Origin of the sequence: Azospirillum agricola (assembly GCF_017876095.1) — a bacterium.
GTDB classification, from domain to species: domain Bacteria; phylum Pseudomonadota; class Alphaproteobacteria; order Azospirillales; family Azospirillaceae; genus Azospirillum; species Azospirillum agricola.
In genome coordinates, this window is record NZ_JAGINM010000019.1 from 126,045 (window position 1) to 145,503 (window position 19,459).

At 69.5% G+C, this 19,459-nt stretch carries 17 protein-coding genes; 7 read left to right on the plus strand and 10 right to left on the minus strand.

The annotated features are described in order from the left end of the window. The first annotated feature begins 600 nt into the window (after positions 1 to 600). Positions 601 to 1,377 (plus strand): caspase family protein, encoded by a 777-nt coding sequence (locus tag J2847_RS24820; RefSeq protein WP_209781465.1) that lies wholly within the window; start codon positions 601 to 603, stop codon positions 1,375 to 1,377. A 392-nt stretch (positions 1,378 to 1,769) separates the two neighbouring features. Further along, complete coding sequence (locus tag J2847_RS24825) at positions 1,770 to 3,275, plus strand: methyl-accepting chemotaxis protein (protein ID WP_209781466.1); 1,506 nt, start codon at positions 1,770 to 1,772, stop codon at positions 3,273 to 3,275. Positions 3,276 to 3,573: 298 nt separating this feature from the next. Here J2847_RS24825 and J2847_RS24830 read toward each other — a convergent pair whose 3' ends face one another. After that, positions 3,574 to 4,167, minus strand: coding sequence for a helix-turn-helix domain-containing protein (locus tag J2847_RS24830; RefSeq protein ID WP_325169478.1), 594 nt, complete (start codon positions 4,165 to 4,167; stop codon positions 3,574 to 3,576). 600 nt (positions 4,168 to 4,767) lie between these two features. On the opposite strand from J2847_RS24830, the gene J2847_RS24835 reads away from it, so the two are divergent. From J2847_RS24835 to cysE, 3 genes are read left to right on the plus strand one after another with little or no spacing between them, the layout of a single operon-like run. Beyond that, positions 4,768 to 5,697, plus strand: coding sequence for a family 2A encapsulin nanocompartment shell protein (locus tag J2847_RS24835; RefSeq protein ID WP_209781468.1), 930 nt, complete (start codon positions 4,768 to 4,770; stop codon positions 5,695 to 5,697). Further along, on the plus strand, positions 5,684 to 7,516 hold the full coding sequence (locus J2847_RS24840; RefSeq protein WP_233474760.1) for a family 2A encapsulin nanocompartment cargo protein cysteine desulfurase: 1,833 nt from the start codon (positions 5,684 to 5,686) through the stop codon (positions 7,514 to 7,516). Before J2847_RS24835 ends, J2847_RS24840 begins: the two co-directional genes overlap by 14 nt. Positions 7,517 to 7,543: 27 nt before the next feature. Next, positions 7,544 to 8,398: a serine O-acetyltransferase gene (gene cysE, locus J2847_RS24845; protein ID WP_209781470.1), complete on the plus strand. Its 855-nt coding sequence runs from the start codon at positions 7,544 to 7,546 to the stop codon at positions 8,396 to 8,398. Between the two features lie 12 nt (positions 8,399 to 8,410). Here the strand turns inward: cysE and J2847_RS24850 are convergent, their stop codons facing one another. Continuing rightward, entirely contained in the window at positions 8,411 to 8,590 is a 180-nt protein-coding gene (locus J2847_RS24850; protein ID WP_209781471.1) for a hypothetical protein, read from the minus strand. 290 nt (positions 8,591 to 8,880) lie between these two features. Between J2847_RS24850 and J2847_RS24855 the strand changes: the two genes are divergently transcribed. Then, the gene (locus J2847_RS24855) at positions 8,881 to 9,633 is read left to right on the plus strand and encodes a FadR/GntR family transcriptional regulator (RefSeq protein ID WP_233474761.1); all 753 of its coding nucleotides are present in this window, start codon (positions 8,881 to 8,883) and stop codon (positions 9,631 to 9,633) included. A gap of 12 nt (positions 9,634 to 9,645) precedes the next feature. On the opposite strand, the gene J2847_RS24860 is transcribed toward J2847_RS24855, so the two are convergent. From J2847_RS24860 to J2847_RS24895, 8 genes are read right to left on the minus strand one after another with little or no spacing between them, the layout of a single operon-like run. Further along, positions 9,646 to 10,347, minus strand: a complete 702-nt coding sequence (locus J2847_RS24860; protein WP_209781472.1) for a histidine phosphatase family protein — start codon at positions 10,345 to 10,347, stop codon at positions 9,646 to 9,648. A gap of 10 nt (positions 10,348 to 10,357) precedes the next feature. Further along, positions 10,358 to 11,119 (minus strand): SDR family NAD(P)-dependent oxidoreductase, encoded by a 762-nt coding sequence (locus J2847_RS24865; protein ID WP_209781473.1) that lies wholly within the window; start codon positions 11,117 to 11,119, stop codon positions 10,358 to 10,360. Positions 11,120 to 11,157: 38 nt separating this feature from the next. Beyond that, complete coding sequence (locus tag J2847_RS24870; protein ID WP_209781474.1) at positions 11,158 to 11,850, minus strand: nitroreductase; 693 nt, start codon at positions 11,848 to 11,850, stop codon at positions 11,158 to 11,160. Continuing rightward, complete coding sequence (locus J2847_RS24875; protein WP_209781475.1) at positions 11,847 to 13,460, minus strand: acyl-CoA synthetase; 1,614 nt, start codon at positions 13,458 to 13,460, stop codon at positions 11,847 to 11,849. The genes J2847_RS24870 and J2847_RS24875 overlap by 4 nt, the downstream gene beginning before the upstream one ends. Before the next feature lie 52 nt (positions 13,461 to 13,512). After that, positions 13,513 to 14,745, minus strand: coding sequence for a CaiB/BaiF CoA transferase family protein (locus J2847_RS24880; protein ID WP_209781476.1), 1,233 nt, complete (start codon positions 14,743 to 14,745; stop codon positions 13,513 to 13,515). Then, on the minus strand, positions 14,742 to 15,554 hold the full coding sequence (locus J2847_RS24885; RefSeq protein WP_233474762.1) for an SDR family NAD(P)-dependent oxidoreductase: 813 nt from the start codon (positions 15,552 to 15,554) through the stop codon (positions 14,742 to 14,744). Before J2847_RS24885 ends, J2847_RS24880 begins: the two co-directional genes overlap by 4 nt. Continuing rightward, on the minus strand, positions 15,551 to 16,732 hold the full coding sequence (locus tag J2847_RS24890) for an acyl-CoA dehydrogenase family protein (RefSeq protein WP_209781477.1): 1,182 nt from the start codon (positions 16,730 to 16,732) through the stop codon (positions 15,551 to 15,553). Before J2847_RS24890 ends, J2847_RS24885 begins: the two co-directional genes overlap by 4 nt. 45 nt (positions 16,733 to 16,777) lie before the next feature. Beyond that, a complete protein-coding gene (locus J2847_RS24895; RefSeq protein WP_209781478.1) occupies positions 16,778 to 17,854 on the minus strand; it encodes a phosphotransferase family protein in 1,077 nt (358 codons plus the stop codon). Positions 17,855 to 18,229: 375 nt separating this feature from the next. Between J2847_RS24895 and J2847_RS24900 the strand changes: the two genes are divergently transcribed. Beyond that, positions 18,230 to 19,399, plus strand: a complete 1,170-nt coding sequence (locus tag J2847_RS24900) for an acetyl-CoA acetyltransferase (RefSeq protein WP_209781479.1) — start codon at positions 18,230 to 18,232, stop codon at positions 19,397 to 19,399. Positions 19,400 to 19,459: the final 60 nt, after the last annotated feature.

The following is a 19,459-nucleotide window of genomic DNA, read 5'->3' on the forward strand; positions in this document are numbered from 1 at the left end:
GTCCCGATGCGCTCACCCGACGCGGTCGAGGAGGCCACTCCGCCCTGCCGCCACTCTTCGGCCGCACTTTCCAAAGGCAAACAGAGAGTGACAGGATCGCATGACTTCGCAACATCCTTCCCGCGTGCGAGGGTGCGTCACGCAGCCACCTGAAGCGGGCAGTGCGTTTCTGGCGCTCAATGCCCGGTGCGGAGCGTCAATCCCATTTCGCGCCTGATCGGCCGAGCGGCCAACACGTGGCCCCTTTTTTTCCTGGTGAAGCGGTTGGTTCGCTTCAGTCAGGCTGGATTTGACGACGGTTCCGCGGATTGGCCGCCTCTCGCGCCTGGAAAGCGATGCGCGGCGCTCGCGAATCAGGTTGAAAATCCAGAAATATTTTCTGTTTAATGCGCAATAGATAGGTGATTACCACAACCATAATGCGGCAATGCCGATTGCGAATGCCCCGATGTTGTCGATTCACGCCATGGCCACACACGATCGGGCTGCGGTGGCGGATGGCGTGTTGAATTGTGCCGTGCCGCCATCCCGATTGAGATCTTGAAGGCTGAAGCCCCTGCCGACGCCGGCTTTTCGCACCACCATCCAGGAGACCCATCGATGCTTCGGTTCCCGACGTTCCTCGCTGCGGCCGTTGCAGGCCTTGGCGCACCGGCGGCCATGGCGGGCCTTACCCTTGCGGAACCCAACATCGTTGTCGGCCCTGAAAAGCCGGACATGGCGATCATTGCGGCGACCCTGCCCGGCGGCCGCGCTTTCGATCAGGTGCCTGGGCAAAAGACCGGGAATGGACCGCTCGCCCCAGCCCTGGCCGCTGCGTTCACGGCAAGGAACTGCACGGTGGCGACTCTGTTCGACAGAGTGAGCGACACCGTCCGAAAGGCCACGCAGGAACAGCAGGTTCCTTGGCTGGCCGCATCGGGCGCCACCGACATGCCCTGTGCGGCGGGCGGCAATGGCCGATCCGTGGCGATGGTGGTCGCCAACGCGGCCTACAAGGGCCAAGGGGTTTTCCCTCTTGTGAACAGTGTTGCCGACGGGCGCCTTGTCGGTTCGGCCTTGAAGGCGGCCGGTTACGACGTGGTGGAGGTTTATGACGCCGACCGGCCTGTCTTGGAGTCCTCCTTCCGTGCCTTCACCGAACGGGCTCGCGGCGCGGTGTCCGCGGTGTTCTACTATTCAGGCTATGGCGTTGGCATCGGCGGTGCAGGTCCGCTGCCATCCCTTTCCTTGCTCGCGGTGGATCAGAACGCCGGCGTCATCGAGAACTCGCTTTCGGTGAACACGCTGCTGCGGGGCTTCGCCGAAAGCGCCCCGGCGCGAACCATCGTCATCCTCGATACCGATTTCTCAACAATTCCGGCAGTTTCCCGGTGATCGTCGACGAGGCGTTCGGCAGAACCCGGCAGGCCGGCTCGTTCCCGTGAACGGTGCGGTTGCGTGTCGATGAAGGCGATCATTTCCCGAACGGGCGGCCGAACTCGGCTTGCGGCAGGATCCAGGCCCCCGCTTTCCAGCATGAATGGACAGAGTCCCGCCGAGACACTCTGAACGAACGCAGCGAAACAATAATTCCTCTGACGAGATAGTGAATTTCGCGGGCACCATGACGTGCACGGCCCTTCAACCAAACACATATTCGAATGAATATCTTTCAGGAGCCGCAACTTTGCAAACAAGGTGGGGAGAATCACATCCTGCATTAAATATTTGTTCAGCCATTGCAGGACCATGATGCCCTGATCATCTTCCGCCATCAGGAGTTACAAATGTTGTCGTTCCGCAAGCCGCAGGACAATCAGGCGGCCGAAGAGTTGGCTCTGCTGGGCCGCCATGCGGGCGTCGGGCTTTGGGACGCGCTCTTCCACAACGGCGATCCGATGCACGCGCAAAGCCGCTGGCATTGGTCGCCGGAGTTCCGCCGCCTTGCCGGTTTCGACCGCGACGACACCGTCGGCTTTCCCGAGGGCGTCAACTCCTGGGCCGACCGGCTGCATCCCGACGACGCCAAGCCGACCTTCGACGCCTTCATGGCCTGCCTGAACGACCGCAGCGGACGCACCGGCTATGATGTGAATTACCGGCTCAAGGTGAAGGACGGCAGTTACCGCTGGTTCCGCGCCATCGGCGGCGTCGCCCGCGACAGCCGTGGCCTGGCGTTGCGCGCCTGCGGATCGCTGATCGACATCGATGCCGAGCGCAACGAGTTGGAGCGGGCCAAACTGCTCGACCGTCATGCGGGCGTCGGGCTTTGGGACGCAGTCTTCCACAACGGCGATCCGATGCACGCGCAAAGCCGCTGGCATTGGTCGCCGGAGTTCCGCCGCCTTGCCGGTTTCGACCGCGACGACACCGTCGGCTTTCCCGAGGGCGTCAACTCCTGGGCCGACCGGCTGCACCCCGACGACGCGAAGCCGACCTTCGACGCCTTCATGGCCTGCCTGAACGACCGCAGCGGACGCACCGGCTATGATGTGGACTACCGGCTCAAGGTGAGGGACGGCAGCTACCGCTGGTTCCGCGCCATCGGCGGCGTCGCCCGCGACAACAACGGCTTGGCGTTGCGCGCCTGCGGATCGCTGATCGACATCGATGCCCAGAAGTTGGCGGAACTGCGGCAGGCGGAGATGGACGGCGAGCGACGCCGCACCGTCGTTGAACTTGCCGAATCCCTGGACAACGGGGTCGGCGCAGCCGCCGACCGTGCCACCGCCAACGCACAGACCGTCGCCGCCGCGACGGAAGAACTGTCGGCCTCCATCTCCGACATCAGCAACCGCGCCAACGAGGCGTCGGGCGCCTCGCTCAAGGCGTCGGAAGAGGCGACGCGCACCAACACGGCGGTCGAAGCCCTCGTCACCTCCGCCGAGCGCATCGGCGCGATCACCAAGCTGATCAACAACATCGCGTCGCAGACCAATCTGCTCGCCCTGAACGCGACCATCGAGGCCGCCCGCGCCGGCGAGGCGGGCCGGGGCTTCGCCGTTGTGGCGAACGAGGTGAAGTCTCTGGCCCAGCAGAGCGGCAACGCCGCCGACGACATCGCCTCCCAGATTGCCTCCGTCCAGCAGGAGGCGCTTCATGCGGTTGGCGCGATCCGCCGGATCGGTTCGATCGTCTCCGATGTCCAGCAGATCTCCACCACCATCGCCGCCGCGGTGTCGCAGCAGGAGTCGGCAACCAGGGAGATCGCGCACAGCGTCACTCGCGTGGTTCGTGACATTGAGGCGGTGTCGCAGAACATCGCAAGCGCAACGGAGCGGCTGCGGGCCTGACATGGAAGCGGCAAGGGGGGCCAACACCGCGCCCCCTTTGCCTGACGCTAAGAGCGCCGAACAGAATTCCGTTTTCGCCATCGGTGCCCAATGGAACCGTCATCCCCGCAAAGGCGGGGATGGCGAGTCGAGAGACGACTCAAGCTTCTGTTAGGCGCTCGTCTTGCTCGATCAAGGGGACCAAGCGCGTTGCCGATGCCCGGCCGCCCTGCCGGGGGCTGTGACGGCCGCTGCGTTTCCCGTGAGCTCCGCGATCTCTTTCCCGGTTCGGACATGGCGTGATCCCGTTCGGGGCGTTTCAGCGGTCGCTTTCACCGTGTGACAGCACGAGATAGAGCAGCGCGTCCCCGTCGCCGACGTTGTGGACGGCGTGGGGGACGTCGGCGTCGAACAGGATGGCGTCGCGCCGCTCCAGCCGGTGGCGCGCGCCGCCCACGGTGACCTCGACGCGTCCCATCGCGACGACAAGGTGTTCGACGGTGCCGGCGGGGTGGGGCGTGCGGTCCTCGGTGGCTTGCGGATGCAGCAGCATTTCGTGGAACTCGACGCGGCGGTCGCCGTCGCCGGGAAACAGCGGGCGCGTCAGCACAAGGCCGTCGGCGGTGGACAGGATCTTCGCCTGGGCCTGCCGCAGCACGACCACGCTGTCCTGCGCGCTGGTGCTGGTCAGGGCCGCGATGGAGACATCGAGCGCGCGGGCGATCTTCCACAGCAGCGTGATCGTCGGCGCGCTGCGGCCCAGTTCGATCTGGCCCAGCATGGCCCGGCTGACCCCCGACACCCGCGCCAGCCGTTCGAGCGACAGCCCCTGGCGGGTCCGCAGCCGCCGCAGATTGCGGCCGAGGATCAGCGGGATGGCCTCGTCGTCGGCCGGTTCGAGATCGTTGGCCACGGTCAAGGGGGCCGCTTCCTTTCTGGAGGAACGGAGATGGAAACGGCGGCGCGGGCCCATCCCACAAACCCGCGCCGCCGGTCCCGAGGCCAGACGTTGCGAGCGCCATTGGCCGCGACGGTGGGACGTTCCCCGCGAAGAACCCGCTTTCACCGTCGTTCCCGTAAGATCGATCAGATAAATCTATTTGTAAAGTAGGTTTGTAGGGCCATGACGTTGAATTCTGAATAAGAACGAAATGATTTTGTTTATTATCCAGGCCGCGCGTCGTTCCTTGAGCGCCCCGCAGCACGCTGCCGTTTTATAAGTCTTTGGCAAAACTGGGAAATAAGCCTTGAATCAGGGTTTTGCCCAATGGAACGGATATCCATCCGCTATATTGGATCAAAGCGATTTCCACCATCGGTATAGGACTTGAGGCCGGGTGCAAGGGCGGGCATCCTCGGGCCGTCACGACGCGGCGCCCCGGCCATCCCCACCGCCGGCGCCGCCTTTTCGAACCACGAAGCCGCCGCAACGGTGAATCGCCCGATTCACCGCGTGGACGCCCTTGCCCGGCGGCTTCGCCGGTCCGCCGATCCCTGTGAAGGAGCCGATCCCATGTCCGAAGACACCGAGGCGCGTCGAACGTTGAACGAGCAGGCGGCCCGCCAGCTTGCCAACGCCACGAAGACGCGGGCGCAATGGTCGGGCATCACGCCCCGCTGGCTGGTGTCCTTCCTGCCCTGGACTCCGGTCGAGGCCGGCATCTACCGTCTGAACCGGGTGATCGATCCCAAGGGGGAGATCCGCGCCGAGGTGGAGTGCAGCCCGCGCAACGACGCCGACCTGCCGGAGACCTTCGTGCCTTACGACGAGGCGCCGCGCGAGTATTCGCTGAACGCGGTGACCACCGTGCTCGACGTGCAGACCCGCGTCTCCGACCTCTACAGCCATCCGATCGACCAGATCCAGGAGCAGCTCCGCCTGCTGATCGAGAAGGTCAAGGAGCGGCAGGAGAACGAGCTGATCAACAACGCCGAATACGGCCTGCTGACCAACGCGGCCCCGTCGCAGCGGATCGCCACCCGCAAGGGTCCTCCGACCCCCGACGACCTCGACGAACTCATTTCCAAGGTGTGGAAGGAGCCGGCCTTCTTCCTGGCGCACCCGCGCGCCATCGCCGCCTTCGGCCGCGAATGCACCCGCCGGGGCGTGCCGCCGCCCACCGTGACGCTGCACGGCTCGCCGTTCCTGACGTGGCGCGGCATTCCGCTGATCCCCAGCGACAAGCTGGCGATCAACGCCGAGGGCCGCACCAGCATCCTGCTGCTGCGCACCGGCGAGGCCAAGCAGGGCGTCATCGGCCTGTTCCAGCCGGGGGTTCCCGGAGAGGTCGCGCCCAGCCTGTCGGTGCGCTTCATGGGCATCAACCGCAAGGCCATCGCGTCCTACCTGATCTCGCTCTATTGCTCGGCCGCCATCCTGACCGAGGATGCGCTCGGCGTGCTGGAGGATGTCCATGTCGGCAACTACCATGAGTATGCCTGACCACGCGTTCCCCGCGGGCGTCCCCGATCCGGCGCTGATCGCCCTGCTGGCCAACCAGCTGTTCGGCGCGCCGCCGAATGGCGGGCCCGCCCTGGCGGGAGGCGTGCCGGCCGCGCCGCATCTGGGCGCGGTTCCGCCGGTGCTGGCGGCGGCTCCGGCGGTGCATGCCCCGGGGGCGGCGCCGGCTCCTCCCTCGGCCCCTCCCGTGCCTCCGCCGGTCGGTCCGTCGGGCAACCCGGCCTTCGTCGCGGCGGCCCTGCCGCCCAACCCGGTTCCGCTTGGCGGGCTGGGCGACGGCGGGCTGGGGAGCATCGTCCATTCGCTGGGCGGCGCCCTGTCCCTCGTGCCGCCCCTGCCGGCGGCCTTGCCCTCCGCGCCGGTGGCGGGCGCGCCGCCGGTGCCGGCCGGATCGCTGCGTATCCTCGACCAGGCGCGGCCGGGTGGCGCTCCGGCGGCGGTTCCGGTCGCCGGCCCTTCCGGTGCCGGCCGGAGCGCCGTTCCGGCGGCCCCCGGCCATCTGGTCGAGGTCCGTTCGCTGTCGGTGCAGTTGCGGCCCGAGCAGGTGCCGGATCTGGACTTTCCGGCGCCGGCCTTCGACCCGCGCGCGGCCAAGCGCGATTTCCCGATCCTGAACCAGACGGTTCACGGCAAGCCGCTGGTCTGGCTCGACAACGCCGCCACCACGCAGAAGCCGCAGGCGGTCATCGACCGGCTCGCCAAATTCTACGCGGAGGAGAACTCCAACATCCACCGCGCCGCCCACGCGCTGGCGGCCCGCGCCACCGACGCCTACGAGGCGGCGCGCGAGAAGCTCCGCCGTTTCGTCGGCGCCGCCGACACGCGGGAGATCCTCTTCGTGCGGGGGGCGACCGAGGGCATCAACCTCGTCGCCAAGGCCTGGGGGCGCCAGCATGTCCGCGAGGGTGACGAGATCGTCGTCACCTGGCTGGAGCACCACGCCAACATCGTGCCGTGGCAACAGCTCTGCGCGGAGACGGGCGCCCGGCTGCGGGTGGTTCCGGTCGACGACGACGGCCAGATCATCCTCGGCGAGTACGCCAGGCTGCTGAATCCGCGCACCAGGCTGGTGTCGCTGACGCTGGTGTCCAACGCGCTGGGCACCGTCACCCCGGCGGCGGAAATGGTGGCGATGGCGCGCGCGGCCGGCGCCCGCACCCTGGTGGACGGGGCGCAGGCGGTGTCGCACATGCCGGTGGACGTACGGACGCTGGGCTGCGATTTCTTCGTCCTGTCGGGGCACAAGATGTTCGGTCCGACCGGCATCGGCGTGCTGTATGGCCGGCTTGACGTGCTCGACGGCATGCAGCCCTGGCAGGGCGGCGGCAACATGATCGCCGACGTGACCTTCGAGAAGACGGTCTACCAGGACGCGCCCAACCGCTTCGAGGCCGGGACCGGCAACATCGCCGACGCGGTGGGGCTGGGGGCGGCCGTCGACTATCTCGACCGCATCGGCATGCCGGCCGTCGCCCGGTACGAGCACCAGCTGCTGGTCCACGCGACCGCCGGGCTGCTGACCGTTCCGGGGCTGCGGCTGATCGGCACCGCGCGAGAAAAGGCCGGCGTGCTGTCCTTCGTGCTGGACGGCTGCAAGACCGAGGACGTCGGCAAGGCGCTCGACCGCGAGGGCATCGCCGTGCGGTCCGGCCACCATTGCGCCCAGCCGATCCTGCGCCGCTTCGGGGTGGAGAGCACCGTCCGGCCCTCGCTGGCCTTCTACAACACCTGCGAGGACATCGACGCGCTGGTCGCGGCGTTGCACCGCTTCCGCAGCACGCTGTCCCGGCGCGGCTCGTAACCGCCACGCCGGGAAGGAGAGAGACCGATGGCCCAGATCCTCACCTCGGCGCGCTTCGCCGCTCCCCTCGCCGGGGAGGGGGCGGGGCCGGCAGCGGAGTTGTGGGCGAGGCTGCGCGGCGACGCCGAACGGGCGGCGGCCAAGGATGGCCTGCTGCGCAGCTTCATCCACATCGCGGTTCTGTCGCACGAGAGTTTTGCGTCGGCGCTGGGCGCGCATCTCGCGCGCAAGCTGGGCGACTGGTACATCACGGCGGAGCGGCTGGCCGACCTGGCCGAGGCGGCCTACGCCGAGGATCCCGGCATCGTGGCGTCGGCGGTGGCGGATCTGACCGCCATCGTCGCTCGCGACCCGGCGGCCGACAGCCTGCTGACGCCGTTCCTGTATTTCAAGGGTTTCCACGCCCTGCAATGGCACCGCGTCGCCCATTGGCTGTGGAGCCACGGCCGCGGCGAACTCGCGCATTTCCTGCAAAGCCGGGTCTCGGAGGCGTTCGCGGTGGACATCCACCCGGCGGTCCCGATTGGGCGCGGGGTGTTCATCGACCACGGCACCGGCGTCGTCATCGGCGAGACGGCAGTGGTCGGCGACGACGTGTCGATCCTCCAGGGCGTCACGCTGGGCGGCACCGGCAAGGAGCACGGCGACCGTCACCCCAAGGTCCGCGACGGCGTGCTGCTGGCGGCCGGCGCCAAGGTGCTGGGCAACATCGAGATCGGCCGCTTCGCCAAGGTCGGCGCCGGCAGCGTCGTGCTGAAGCCGGTGCCGCCGGGCGCCACCGTGGCGGGGGTGCCGGCCAGGGTGGTGGGCTGGTCGACCTCCGGCCAGGCCCCGGCGGTCGAGATGGACATGAGCCTGCCGGAGCCGGAATACACGATCTGAGCAGGCCCCCGCTCAGGACGCCGCCATCGCCTTCCACAGCCGCATGCTGCCGCGCCCCTGGTCGATCTCGCTCGGCTCCTTGCGGAGATGCTTGATCGACGGGGTGACGATGGCGACGAAATGCGCCTCGCGCAGACGCCGCTGCGCCGCCGCGCCGCGCAGATCGCCGCGGGCTGCGCCACCCGGCCTCACTTGGGCCTGCTTCGTCCGGGGCGGCCATGAGCAGTGGCTCCTCGTCGTCGGCGTCGGCGTGGAGCCCGACGCCCGGCCGAAGCTGCCGGCGGCGGCTCCGCCACGTTCGGGCGCGGAAAGGGAGGCTTCTTTCGGTTCTGCTTTACAGAGAGGCGAGCACGGATCGATGAAGCCGAAGCCGTTAACGCTGGTCGCCGGGTTGAGAAGACGGTACGATGGTCCGACTGACCGACGCTGCCCAATCCGTTGCCTGGGCCGATGCCGAGGTTAGGTGCCAAAAGGACGCATCCTTGACCGAACACAACCCAATGGTCTTCGAAAAAGTCGAGGTTCAACCGGCCTATCAGTTGGTGGCTTCGAACATTGAAAAATGCATCATGCAAGGCGTCTACAAGGTTGGGCAGCAGTTGCCCTCCGAATTGGATCTCGCCAAGCAGCTTGGGGTCAACCGCTCCACCGTGCGCGAAGCGATCCGCGTGCTGGAGCAGAGCGGGCTCGTGTTCCGCAAGAGTGCCCGTCGTCTGGTCATCAGTCTGCCGCGGGAGCAGGATCTGGCGTCCCGCGTCAGCCAAGCCATGATCCTGCACGAGATCACCTTCCTGGAACTGTGGGAGACCATGCTGCCGCTGGAGGTCCGTGCGGCCGAACTGGCGGCGACGCGCGCAACCGAGGAGGAGATCGAACGGCTCGAGATGAATCTTCGGGAAACCGCCGACTGCCTGGAGCATGAACAGAAGCTCGTCGCCCTGGACATCGAATTCCATCTCCTCGTCGCCAAGGCGTCCCGCAACCGGGCGCTGCTGTTGGCGCGGGAGCCGATCGGCCTGCTGTTCTACCCCGCCTTCTATCAGGTGATGTCGCGGCTGAACGCCAAGGACCGCCTGCTTTCGGCCCACCGCGAGGTCGTGAACGGAATCCGCAACCGCGATCCCAAGCACGCGGCGCAGTGGATGGAAAAGCACATCAAGGATTTCCGGCGGGGCTACGAACTGGCTGACCTCGACATGAATCAGCCGGTCGACAACAGCAGCTATTTCGAATGACCGGGGGTGCCGTCAGGTGCGGCGGCGGCTGCGAGCCACCCGCTCCATCGACGTCGCGTGAAGGTCCGCCTTCACGGCGTCATAGGCGGTCATGTTCATGGTGCGGACCAGCGGTCGCCAGCCGCCGCCGGACGCGTCCGGTTCCAGGTCGATGATGGTGAGGCCGGCGTAATCCTGCTCCAGCGCGGCCATGGCGCCCAGCCCGCACCCAAGGGCATGGCACAGGATGGCGCGGTTCACGCCGTCATGCGCGACCAGCAGCAGCGACCGCCAGTCCGGGGCGGCGGCCAGCCGGTGGAAGGCCGCCCTCACCCGTTCGGCGAAGACGGCGAAGAGGTCCCCGCCCAGGAACCGCCCGCCATCCTCGCCGCAAGGCGCGTACGCGCGGGCCAGCCGCTCCTCGATGCCGTCCGCCGGCAGGTCCCGCAGCCGACCGCCGCGGATTTCCCGGAAGCCGTCATCCTCCTCCAGCCGCAACCCGCGACCGGCGATGAGGATCCCGGCGGTTTCCCGCGTGCGGGGCAGGCCGGAGCACACCGCCCGGTCGATGGGAACCGTGGCGAGATGGCGGGCGAGCGCCTCCACCTGTTTCAGCCCGGCCGGCGTCAGCGGGACGTCGCGCGGGTTGTGCGGCCGCCCCGATCGGTCGAAATACGCCACCTCGCCATGCCGCACCAGATGGACCCGGCGCCGGACCGTCCCTTGCCCCGTCATCGCGACCGCCTCACTTCGGTTGCATGCGCAGCGCGGCGTCGAGCCTTATGACCGACCCGTTCACCATCGGGTTCCCGACGATGGACAGGACCATGCGGGCGTACTCCTCCGGCTTGCCGAAGCGATGGGGGAAGGGAATGTTGGCGACCACGGCATCCTGAACCTCCCGCGGCATGGCGGTGACCATCGGCGTGCCGAACAGGCCGGGCGCGATCGCGGCCACCCGCACCCCGTGACGGGCCAGCTCGCGGGCGGCCGGAAGGGTCAGCGAGGCCACCCCCCCTTTCGACGCCGCGTAGGCGGCCTGCCCGATCTGCCCCTCATAGGCTGCGACCGACGCGGTGTTGACGATCACGCCGCGTTCCCCGTCCTCCAGCGGCTCCAGCGTCGTCATGGCCGCGGCGGCGAGCCGCATCAGGTTGTAGGTGCCGATCAGGTTGACCGACACGACCCGCGCGAATTCGTCGAGCGGCTGCGGCCCGTCGCGACCGACGATGCGGCCGGCCGGGGCGATGCCGGCGCAGTTGACCAGGACGCGCGCCGGCCCGTGCGCCTCGGCCGCCATGGCCACCGCGCGTTCGGCCGAGGCGGCGTCGGCGACGTCGCAGGGGATGGCGAGGCCGCCGGTCTCCCCGGCGACCGGGGCCAGGCGCTCGGCGGACAGGTCGAGCAGCGCGACCCTGGAACCGGTGGCGGCGAAGGCCCGCGCGGTGGCGGCACCCAGGCCGGAGGCGGCGCCGGTGACGATGACGGGATGGGTGGACGGATTCATGTCCGATGTCCTCGATGTGGGGAAGCGGAGGGGGAGCGTCAGAAGCCGACGAAGCGCGCGAAGCCGTCCACGGGCTCGCGGCCGGTCTCGAAGCGGTTCTCGGGGGCGGCCGGGTCGGCGTGGCCGAGCGCCATGCCGCTGACCAGAATCTCTTCGTCCGGGATGCCGAGGTGGCGGCGGACGACGCGGTGGTAGTTGCAGAAGGCCTGTTGCGGGCAGGTGTCGAGCCCGGCGCCACGGGCGACGATCATGACGTTCTGCATGAACATGCCGAGGTCGAGCCAGCCGCCCCGTTCCATGACGCGGTCCAGCGTGAAGAACAGCCCGACCGGGGCGCCGAAAAAGTCGTAGTTGCGGGCGTGCTGGCGCGCCATGCGCTCCCGCTCGCCCTTGGCGATGCCGAGTGCGCCGTACAAGCTCCAGCCGACCTTGCGGCGGCGCCCCAGATAGGGTTCACGCCACGTCGCCGGGTAATAGGAATATTCCGGGTCGGGCGGCACCCCGGCCTCATGCAGGACCATCAGCTCCGTCGTCAGAGCCGCTCGCGCGGCTCCGGCAACGGCGTGGACCTTCCAGGGCTGGATGTTGGAACCGCTCGGCGCGCGGGCGGCGGCGTCGAGGATGTCGGCGAGCAGCGCGCGTGGAACCGGCCGGTCGAGGAAGGCGCGGATGCTGCGCCGGCCGCGCACCGCTTCGGTCGCCGACAGGCTGGAAACCGGCAAGGCCGTCATGGAGTGGCGCCATGGGCCGCGAACTCGCGCGCCTTCAGCTCGCGGCGCAGGATCTTGCCGCTGGCGTTCTTCGGCAGCTCGTCCACGAACTCGATGCGGCGCGGATACTTGTAGGGGGCGGTCAGGCCCTTCGCGAAATCCTGAAGCTCCTTCACCAGTTCGGGCGAGCCGGACAGGCCGGCGCGCAGCACGACGAAGGCCTTGACCACCTCGCCGCGCTCCTCGTCCGGGCTGGGCACGGCGGCGACCTCCTGCACGGCCGGATGCTCGATCAGGGCGTTCTCGACCTCCAGCGGGCCGATCCGATAGCCGGCCGAGTTGATCAGGTCGTCGTTGCGGCCGAGATAATGGAAGTAGCCGTCGGCATCCAGCGTCGCCCGGTCGCCGGTGAGGAACCAGGTTCCCTCCGGCCCCTCCAGCCGGCAGTCGGCGGTGCGCTCCGGATCCTTCCAGTAGCCCAGCATCACCTGCGGGTTGGGCAGCCGGAGCGCCAGCAGGCCGGGCGTGTCGGGCGGCAGCCGGCGGCCCTCCTCGTCGATCACCGCGATGTCGGTGCCGGGCGAGGCGCGGCCCATCGAGCCCGGACGCGGCTCGTCCGCCGCCATGGTCAGCACGGTCATCAGCGTCTCGGTCTGGCCGTAGGCCTCGCGCAGCGGCACCCCGGTCAGCGCGGTCCAGCGCTTGACCACCGCCGGGTTCACCGATTCGCCGGCGGAGATCGCCTGACGCAGCGCCGACAGGTCGAAGCCCGAAACATCCTCCTGCACCAGCCGGCGGAACTCGGTGGCGGCGGCGCAGAAGACGTTCACGCGCTGGCGCGCCATCCGCTCGAAGCGGGCGCGCGGGTCGAAGGGGCCGTCGTGGAAGACCACCGCCGCCCCCCGGCTCCAGGGGCCGAACAGGATGCTGGTGCCGGCCTTGCTCCAGCCGGTGTCGGCGGTGCACCACATCACGTCGCCGCGCCGGAGCCCGTGCCAGTGCTCGGCCGAGACGCGCCAGGCGTAGAGCGCGCGGGCGGCGTGGGTGACGCCCTTGGGGTGGCCGGTCGAGCCGGAGGTGTAGAAGAGGATCGCCGGATCCTCCGCCCCGACCACCGCCGGGGTGAAATCGTCCGACGCCTCCGCCATCATCGACGCCCAGCCGGTCCAGCCGGCCGGCGGGTCGCCCACGGCGATGCGCAGGGCCGGCGTCTCGGCGATGGCGGCGAATTTCGGCGCCGAGGCCGCCGTCGCCACCACCGCCCGCGCTTCGGAATGGGCGAGGCGGTAGGCGACGTCCCGCCCGGTCAGCATCTCGATGCAGGGGATCGGCACGGCGCCCAGCTTCAGGCAGCCGACCAGGGCGATCTGCCATTGGGGAACGCGCGGCAGCATGACCAGCACCCGGTCGCCCTTGACGACGCCGCGCGCCGCCAGCGCGTTGGCGAAGCGGTTGGTCAGCCGCGCCATGTCGGCGTAGCTGTAGCGTTCCTCCCGGCCGGCGGCGTCCGACCAGAGCAGCGCGGTCAGCGCCGGATCGGCGGCGTGGCGGTCCACCACGTCGGCCCCGAAGTTGAAGGTCTCCGGAACGTCCCAGGCGAAGGGCCGGCCGGGTGTGGCGGTGGTGAGCATGCTGTGTCCTCCCCTTGAGCGTTCCCGTGCGTTTCTTGCTTCCGATCCGCCTTCACAGGACCTTGTCCGCGCGCAGCCGCGCGATGCCGTCGCCGTCATAGCCGAGCGTGGCCAGGATCTCCTCGGTGTGCTCGCCCAGCAGCGGCGGCGGCGTGCGCAGCCGGCCCGGCGTGCCGGAGAACTTGATCGGGAATCCGAGCTGCGGGATCCGCCCCTCCACCGGGTGGTCCATGTGCAGCAGCATCTCCCGGTGCTTGAGCTGGGGGTGCTCGAACGCCTCGCTCATGCTGTTGACCGGGGCGACCGGCAGGTCGGCGCCGCCGAGCAGCTCCATCCATTCGGCGCAGCTCCGGCTGGCCATGAGGTCGCCGACCCGCGCCATCTGGGCGGCGGCCTCGGCCCCCTCCGGCCATTGCCGGTCCTTCAGGTCCTCGAGCCCGGCCAGATCACAGAAGCGGTGCCAGAAATTCTCCTCGATGCAGCCGAGCGTGATGCAGCGGCCGTCGGCGCAGCGGAAGACGTTGTAGCAGGGCGCCTGCCCCAGGAAGCGGCGCTCGCCGCCCTTGGGCTCGATGCCGGCGAAGAAGCGGTCGGCGGCGTGGTAGGCCAGCCAGGCCACCACCCCGTCGGTCATCGAGACGTCGACGAACTGCCCGCGCCCGCTCCGCTGCCGGCCGAGCACCGCCGCCAGGATGCCGAAGGCCGCCATCAGCGAGCCGCCGCCCTGGTCGGCGATCGACAGGCCCGGCACGATGGGATCCTCCCCGGCCTTGCCGAACAGCGGCAGGGCGCCGGCGATCGCCATGTAATTGAGGTCGTGGCCGGGCGCCTTGGCGAAGGGGCCGTCCTGCCCGAAACCGGAGATCGCGCAATAGATCAGGCGCGGGTTGTCGGGGGCCAGCGCCGCGTAGCCGACGCCCAGCCGGTCCATCACGCCCGGACGGAAGCCCTCGACCAGCACGTCGGCCTGTCCGGCGAGCCGCTTGAGGATCGCCTTGCCCTCGTCGGTTTTAAGGTTCAGCGTGACGCTCTTCTTGTTGCGGTTCAGCAGCAGGAAGGAGCCGGATTCCGCGACGTTCAGCGGTTCGAAGGCGCGGTTGTAGTCGCCGCGTCCGGGCTCCTCGATCTTGACGACCGTGGCCCCGAGATCGGCGAGGAGCTGGGTGCAGAAGGCGCCGGGCAGCAGGCGGGTCAGGTCGAGCACGACCAGCCCGTCCAGCGCCCCGGCGGCGGGGGCATCGGCGGGGGCATCGGCGGCGGATGCATTGGGGGGAGCGGCCGTCATTGCGCGGTCCACCCGCCATCGACCAGGATGCTGTGCCCGGTGACGTAGGCCGAGGCTGCCGAGGCCAGGAACACGGCGGCGCCGATCAGCTCGTCGGGTCCGCAGAAGCGGCCCATCGGCGTCTGGCCGAGCAGGCGGCGGGAGAGCTGCTCGTGCTCGCGCATGCCGGCGGTCAGGTCGGTCTCGACGAAGCCGGGGGCGATGCTGTTGACGCGGACGCCGGAAGGCGCCCAGTCGATGGCCAGCGACTTGGTCATCAGCTCCAGCCCGCCCTTGGCGGCGCAGTAGGGCAGGGTCTTGCGCAGGCCGACATGGCCGCCGACCGAGCTGATGTTGATGATGCTGCCCGCCTTGCGCTTCACCATCGCGGCGCCGAAATGGCGGCAGCAATGGAAGACGCCGCCCAGATTGATGTCGATGATCGGTTGCCAGTCCTCGCGGGTCAGCGTCTCCGCCGCCTTGTAGACCGGGTTGATGCCGGCGTTGTTGACCAGCACGTCGGCGCGGCCATGGCGTTCCAGGACGGCGGCGAGCAGGGCGGCCACCTCCTCCTCGCGCGCGACGTCGGCGGCCTGCCACCAGACCTTGGCGCCCTGCGCCGCCATGGCCTCGGCGGTGGCGGCGAGGACGGTGGCGTTGCGGCCGCTCAGCACCACCTCCGCCCCGAAGCCGGCCAGCCCTTCGGCGATCGAGCGGCCGATGCCGCGCCCGCCGCCGGTGACCACCGCCACCGTCCCGCTCAGGTCGAACAGGCCGGCCATGCGCTGTTGCAGGGTGGGTGTCGTCGCGCTGTTCATCGTGGGGCTCATTGCGCGCCCTCCCGCGCCAGCTTGCGGGCGATGCTCCAGCGGTGGACCTCGGACGGGCCGTCGTAGATGCGGAAGGGCCGCACCTCGCGGAAGATGCGCTCGACCACCGTGTCGCGGGTGGTGCCGAGCCCGCCCAGGACCTGAAGGCTGCGGTCGACCACCCGCCAGATGGCTTCCGAGCAGATCACCTTGGCGACGCTCGATTCATGGCGGCCCTTGCCGCCCTGGTCGAGCACCCAGGCGGCGTGCGCGACGACCAGCCCGCAGCTGTGGAGGTCCAATTCGTTGTCGGCGAGCTGGAAGCCGATCCCCTCATGGTCGATCAGCGCCTTGCCGAAGGCGCGGCGCTCGCGGGCGTAGGCGGTGGCGACGTCGTGGGCGCGGCGCGCGGCGCCCAGCCAGCGCATGCAGTGGGTCAGCCGGGCCGGCGCCAGCCGGACCTGGGCGTAGCGGAAGCCCTCGCCCTCGCGGCCCAGCACATCCTCCTCCGGAACCACCAGATCCTGGAAGGACACCACGCAATGGCCGCCGGGGAAGCTCTGGTCCAGCGTATCGAGCGTGCGCTCGATCACGATGCCGGGGCGGTCCATGTCGGCGAGGAACAGGGTGGCGCGCGGCGCGCCGTCGGGGGAATCCTCGTCGCGCGCCATGATGATGCAGACGCCGGCCCCCTCGGCGCCGCTGATCAGCCATTTGGTGCCGTTGATGACATAGCCGCCGGGAGTCCGGCGGTAGCTGGTGAGCAGCAGCGACGGGTCGGAGCCGGCGCCCGGATGCGGCTCGGTCATCGCGAAGCAGGAGCGGATCTCGCCCGACGCCATGGGGGCGAGCCAGCGGCGCTTCTGCCGCTCGTCGGCGACCTGCTCCAGCAGATGCTGGTTGCCCTCGTCGGGGGCGGCGATGTTGAGCGCCAGCGGCCCGAGCAGCCCGTAGCCGGCGGCCTCGAACACCACCGCCTTGCCGCGGTGGTCGAGCCCCAGCCCGCCCCACTCGCTCGGCATGTGCGGGGCGAGCAGCCCGGCCTCGCGGGCCAGCGCGTTCAGCTCGCGGCGAAAGTCGTCGGACGGCCCGTGCGGGCCCTGGCGGGGATCGTTCTCCAGCGGGATGAGGGCGTCGCGCACGAAGGCACGGGTGCGGTCCCTCAGCGCGATCAGGTCGGGTGGCAGCGAGAAGTCCATCGGTGGTTCCTGTCCCTGGCAATCGTCTTTGTGGAACGGGACGCTTCAGAAGCCGCGCCCCTGGGCGATGTCGTGGGTGAAGTCGAAGAGGCCGCGCGCGATGGCGCCGAAGCCGGCGTAGCGCGGGTCGCTGGTGGCGCCGCTGCGGTGGCGGCCGTGGAGCTGCTGGAAGACCACCGCCAGCTTGAACAGGGCGAGCACGCGGTGGAAGCGGAAGTCCGACAGGTCGCGGCCGGTGCGGGCGGCGTAGCGCTCCGCCGCCTCCCGCCGGCTCGGAAAGCCGAAGCGGGCGGTCGGCATCTGCGCCAGATCGTGCATCACCGGCGGGTCGCCGGCCTCCGTCCAGTAGCTGAGCAGGGTGGCGAGGTCGAACAGCGGGTCGCCGCGCGTGCCCTGGTCCCAGTCGAGGATGGCGACCGGCTCCAGCCGCTCGGGGTCGAGGATCAGGTTGTCGAGCTTGAAGTCGTTGTGCAGCAGGGTTGGCGGGCCGGGCCGGACGCGGGTCAGCCGGTCCGCCAGCCAGCCCGCCAGTTCGACGGCCGGCGCCGGGGGACCGTCCGGCCCGGCGGAGAGATGGGCGCGCCTGCTCCAGCCGGCGACCGCGCGGTCGAGGAAGCCGTCCGGCCGCCCGAAGTCGCCGAGCCCGACGGCGGCCGGATCGACGGCGTGGATGTCGGCCAGGACATCGACCAGCAGCGGCCCCAGCCGCGTGCCGACGTCCGGGTGCCGCTTCAGCAATGGCGGCGCGGCGCCGGCCAGCGTCACGCCCGGCCGGTATTCCAGCAGGACGAAGGGGTGGCCGGCGACGCCGGAATCCTCGCACAGATGCAGGCTCCTCGGCGCCAGCGGCAGGGCGCGCCACAGACGGCTGAGGATGCGGTGCTCCCGCGCCATGTCGTTGGCGCCCGGCGGCAGCGGTCCCGGCGGCGGCGAGCGCAGGACGGCCGGCGCTCCGTCGACCGACACCAGGAAATTCAGGTTGGCGAGCCCGCCGCTGAACTGGCGGGGCGGGGGTTCGCGGTCGAGCCGCAGCCCGCGCGCCGCCAGATGATCGGCGATCGCCGCCCAGTCGAGCGGGGCGGTGTCTTCGGCAGCGCGGAACATCGAATCCTCGAGCGGCATGGTCGGTCCGGGGAAGAGGCGGGAATGGGTGGCGGCGCGGCGGCTCTGTCGCCACGCAGGACTGATTTATAGTCCGACTATCGGATCGTATGTTCAAAACCGGACGCCCGTCAATAGGCTCTGGAACCACCGTTCATGCCAAAAATTACGAAAAACCACGCTGCACTGCAAAAAACATCGCGCCTGGAAAGCGGCGGCCGACGCGTGAAAGGCCATTGACAGCGCCGGCTCGACGAATCAATAGTTCGATTGTCAGACTATAAATTCGGAACGGCCGCGACAAAACGGTCGCTGGATGTCCTTCCGCTCCGGCGTGGCCCCGGAGCGCTCCCGCGCTCCCCGCCCCGCCCCTCTCCCCGATACGAAGGTCAGACCATGCTGGGACACATCATCGGTTGGGCACACACCCGCTTCGGCAGGCTGGACGACGAAACGCTGGAATCGCTGGTGGTGCGCGTCGCCGCCGAGGCGATCGCCGACGCCGGGCTGGCCCCCGCCGACATCGACGAGATCGTCGTCGGCCACTTCAACCAGGGCCTCGACCCGCAGGGCTTCCCCGCCTCGCTCGCCCTCCAGGCGTCCGACGCGTTGCGCTTCAAGCCGGCGACCCGCGTCGAGAACGCCTGCGCCACCGGTTCCGCCGCGATCCGCCAGGCGGCGCTGGCCATCGGCGCCGGGCGGGCGCGGACGGTGCTGGTCGTCGGGGTGGAGAAGATGACCGCCGCCCCGGCCGCGCGGGTGCAGGCGTCGCTGGCCTCGGCCAGCTATCTGGCGGAGGAGGGCGGCGGCGGCGACCTGTCCTTCGCCGGCATCTTCGGCCGCATCGCGCAGCTCTATTTCCAGCGCCACGGCGACCGGTCGGACGCGCTGGCGATGATCGCCGCCAAGAACCACCGGAACGGCGCCGCCAACCCGCTCGCCCACATGCAAAAGGATCTGGGTTTGGAGTTCTGCCGGACGGTGTCCGACCGTAACCCGCTGGTCGCCGGGCCGCTGCGCCGCACCGACTGCTCGATGGTGTCCGACGGGGCGGCGGCGCTGGTGCTGGTCCATGGCGACGTCGCGGTCGGGGCGGCCAAGTCGGTCGGGCTGCGGGCTCAGGCGCAGGTCAACGACTTCCTGCCGATGGGCCGGCGCGACATGACCCGCTTCGAGGGCTGTTCGGTCGCCTGGGGCAAGGCGCTGGAGCAGGCCGGGCTGACGCTCGACGACCTCGACTTCGTCGAGACGCACGACTGCTTCACCATCGCCGAGCTGATCGAGTACGAGGCGATGGGCCTGACCCCGCCGGGCGAGGGGCACCGCGCCCTGCTGGAGGGCTGGACCGAGGTCGGCGGGCGGCTGCCCGTCAACCCGTCGGGCGGGCTCAAGGCCAAGGGCCACCCGATCGGTGCCACCGGCGTGTCGATGCATGTGATGACCGCCATGCAGCTCATGGGGACGGCCAGCGGCATCCAGATTCCGGGGGCGACCAAGGGCGGCGTCTTCAACATGGGCGGCGCCGCGGTCGCCAACTACGTCAGCGTGCTGGAGCGCGTGCGCTGAGACGGCGGCGGAACCCGCCGAACGGTTCCAAACGACTTTGAAAAACAACGGTCTGGGAGG

Coding starts and splice junctions, on each gene's coding strand:
- J2847_RS24890 (WP_209781477.1), bottom strand. CDS start 16,732: ATGGACTTCTCGCTGCCACCCGACCTGATCGCGCTGAGGGACCGCACC.
- J2847_RS24895 (WP_209781478.1), bottom strand. CDS start 17,854: ATGCCGCTCGAGGATTCGATGTTCCGCGCTGCCGAAGACACCGCCCCG.
- J2847_RS24875 (WP_209781475.1), bottom strand. CDS start 13,460: ATGCTCACCACCGCCACACCCGGCCGGCCCTTCGCCTGGGACGTTCCG.
- J2847_RS24860 (WP_209781472.1), bottom strand. CDS start 10,347: ATGACGGGGCAAGGGACGGTCCGGCGCCGGGTCCATCTGGTGCGGCAT.
- J2847_RS24835 (WP_209781468.1), top strand. CDS start 4,768: ATGTCCGAAGACACCGAGGCGCGTCGAACGTTGAACGAGCAGGCGGCC.
- J2847_RS24820 (WP_209781465.1), top strand. CDS start 601: ATGCTTCGGTTCCCGACGTTCCTCGCTGCGGCCGTTGCAGGCCTTGGC.
- J2847_RS24880 (WP_209781476.1), bottom strand. CDS start 14,745: ATGACGGCCGCTCCCCCCAATGCATCCGCCGCCGATGCCCCCGCCGAT.
- J2847_RS24825 (WP_209781466.1), top strand. CDS start 1,770: ATGTTGTCGTTCCGCAAGCCGCAGGACAATCAGGCGGCCGAAGAGTTG.
- J2847_RS24885 (WP_233474762.1), bottom strand. CDS start 15,554: ATGAGCCCCACGATGAACAGCGCGACGACACCCACCCTGCAACAGCGC.
- J2847_RS24870 (WP_209781474.1), bottom strand. CDS start 11,850: ATGACGGCCTTGCCGGTTTCCAGCCTGTCGGCGACCGAAGCGGTGCGC.
- cysE (WP_209781470.1), top strand. CDS start 7,544: ATGGCCCAGATCCTCACCTCGGCGCGCTTCGCCGCTCCCCTCGCCGGG.
- J2847_RS24865 (WP_209781473.1), bottom strand. CDS start 11,119: ATGAATCCGTCCACCCATCCCGTCATCGTCACCGGCGCCGCCTCCGGC.
- J2847_RS24840 (WP_233474760.1), top strand. CDS start 5,684: ATGAGTATGCCTGACCACGCGTTCCCCGCGGGCGTCCCCGATCCGGCG.
- J2847_RS24900 (WP_209781479.1), top strand. CDS start 18,230: ATGCTGGGACACATCATCGGTTGGGCACACACCCGCTTCGGCAGGCTG.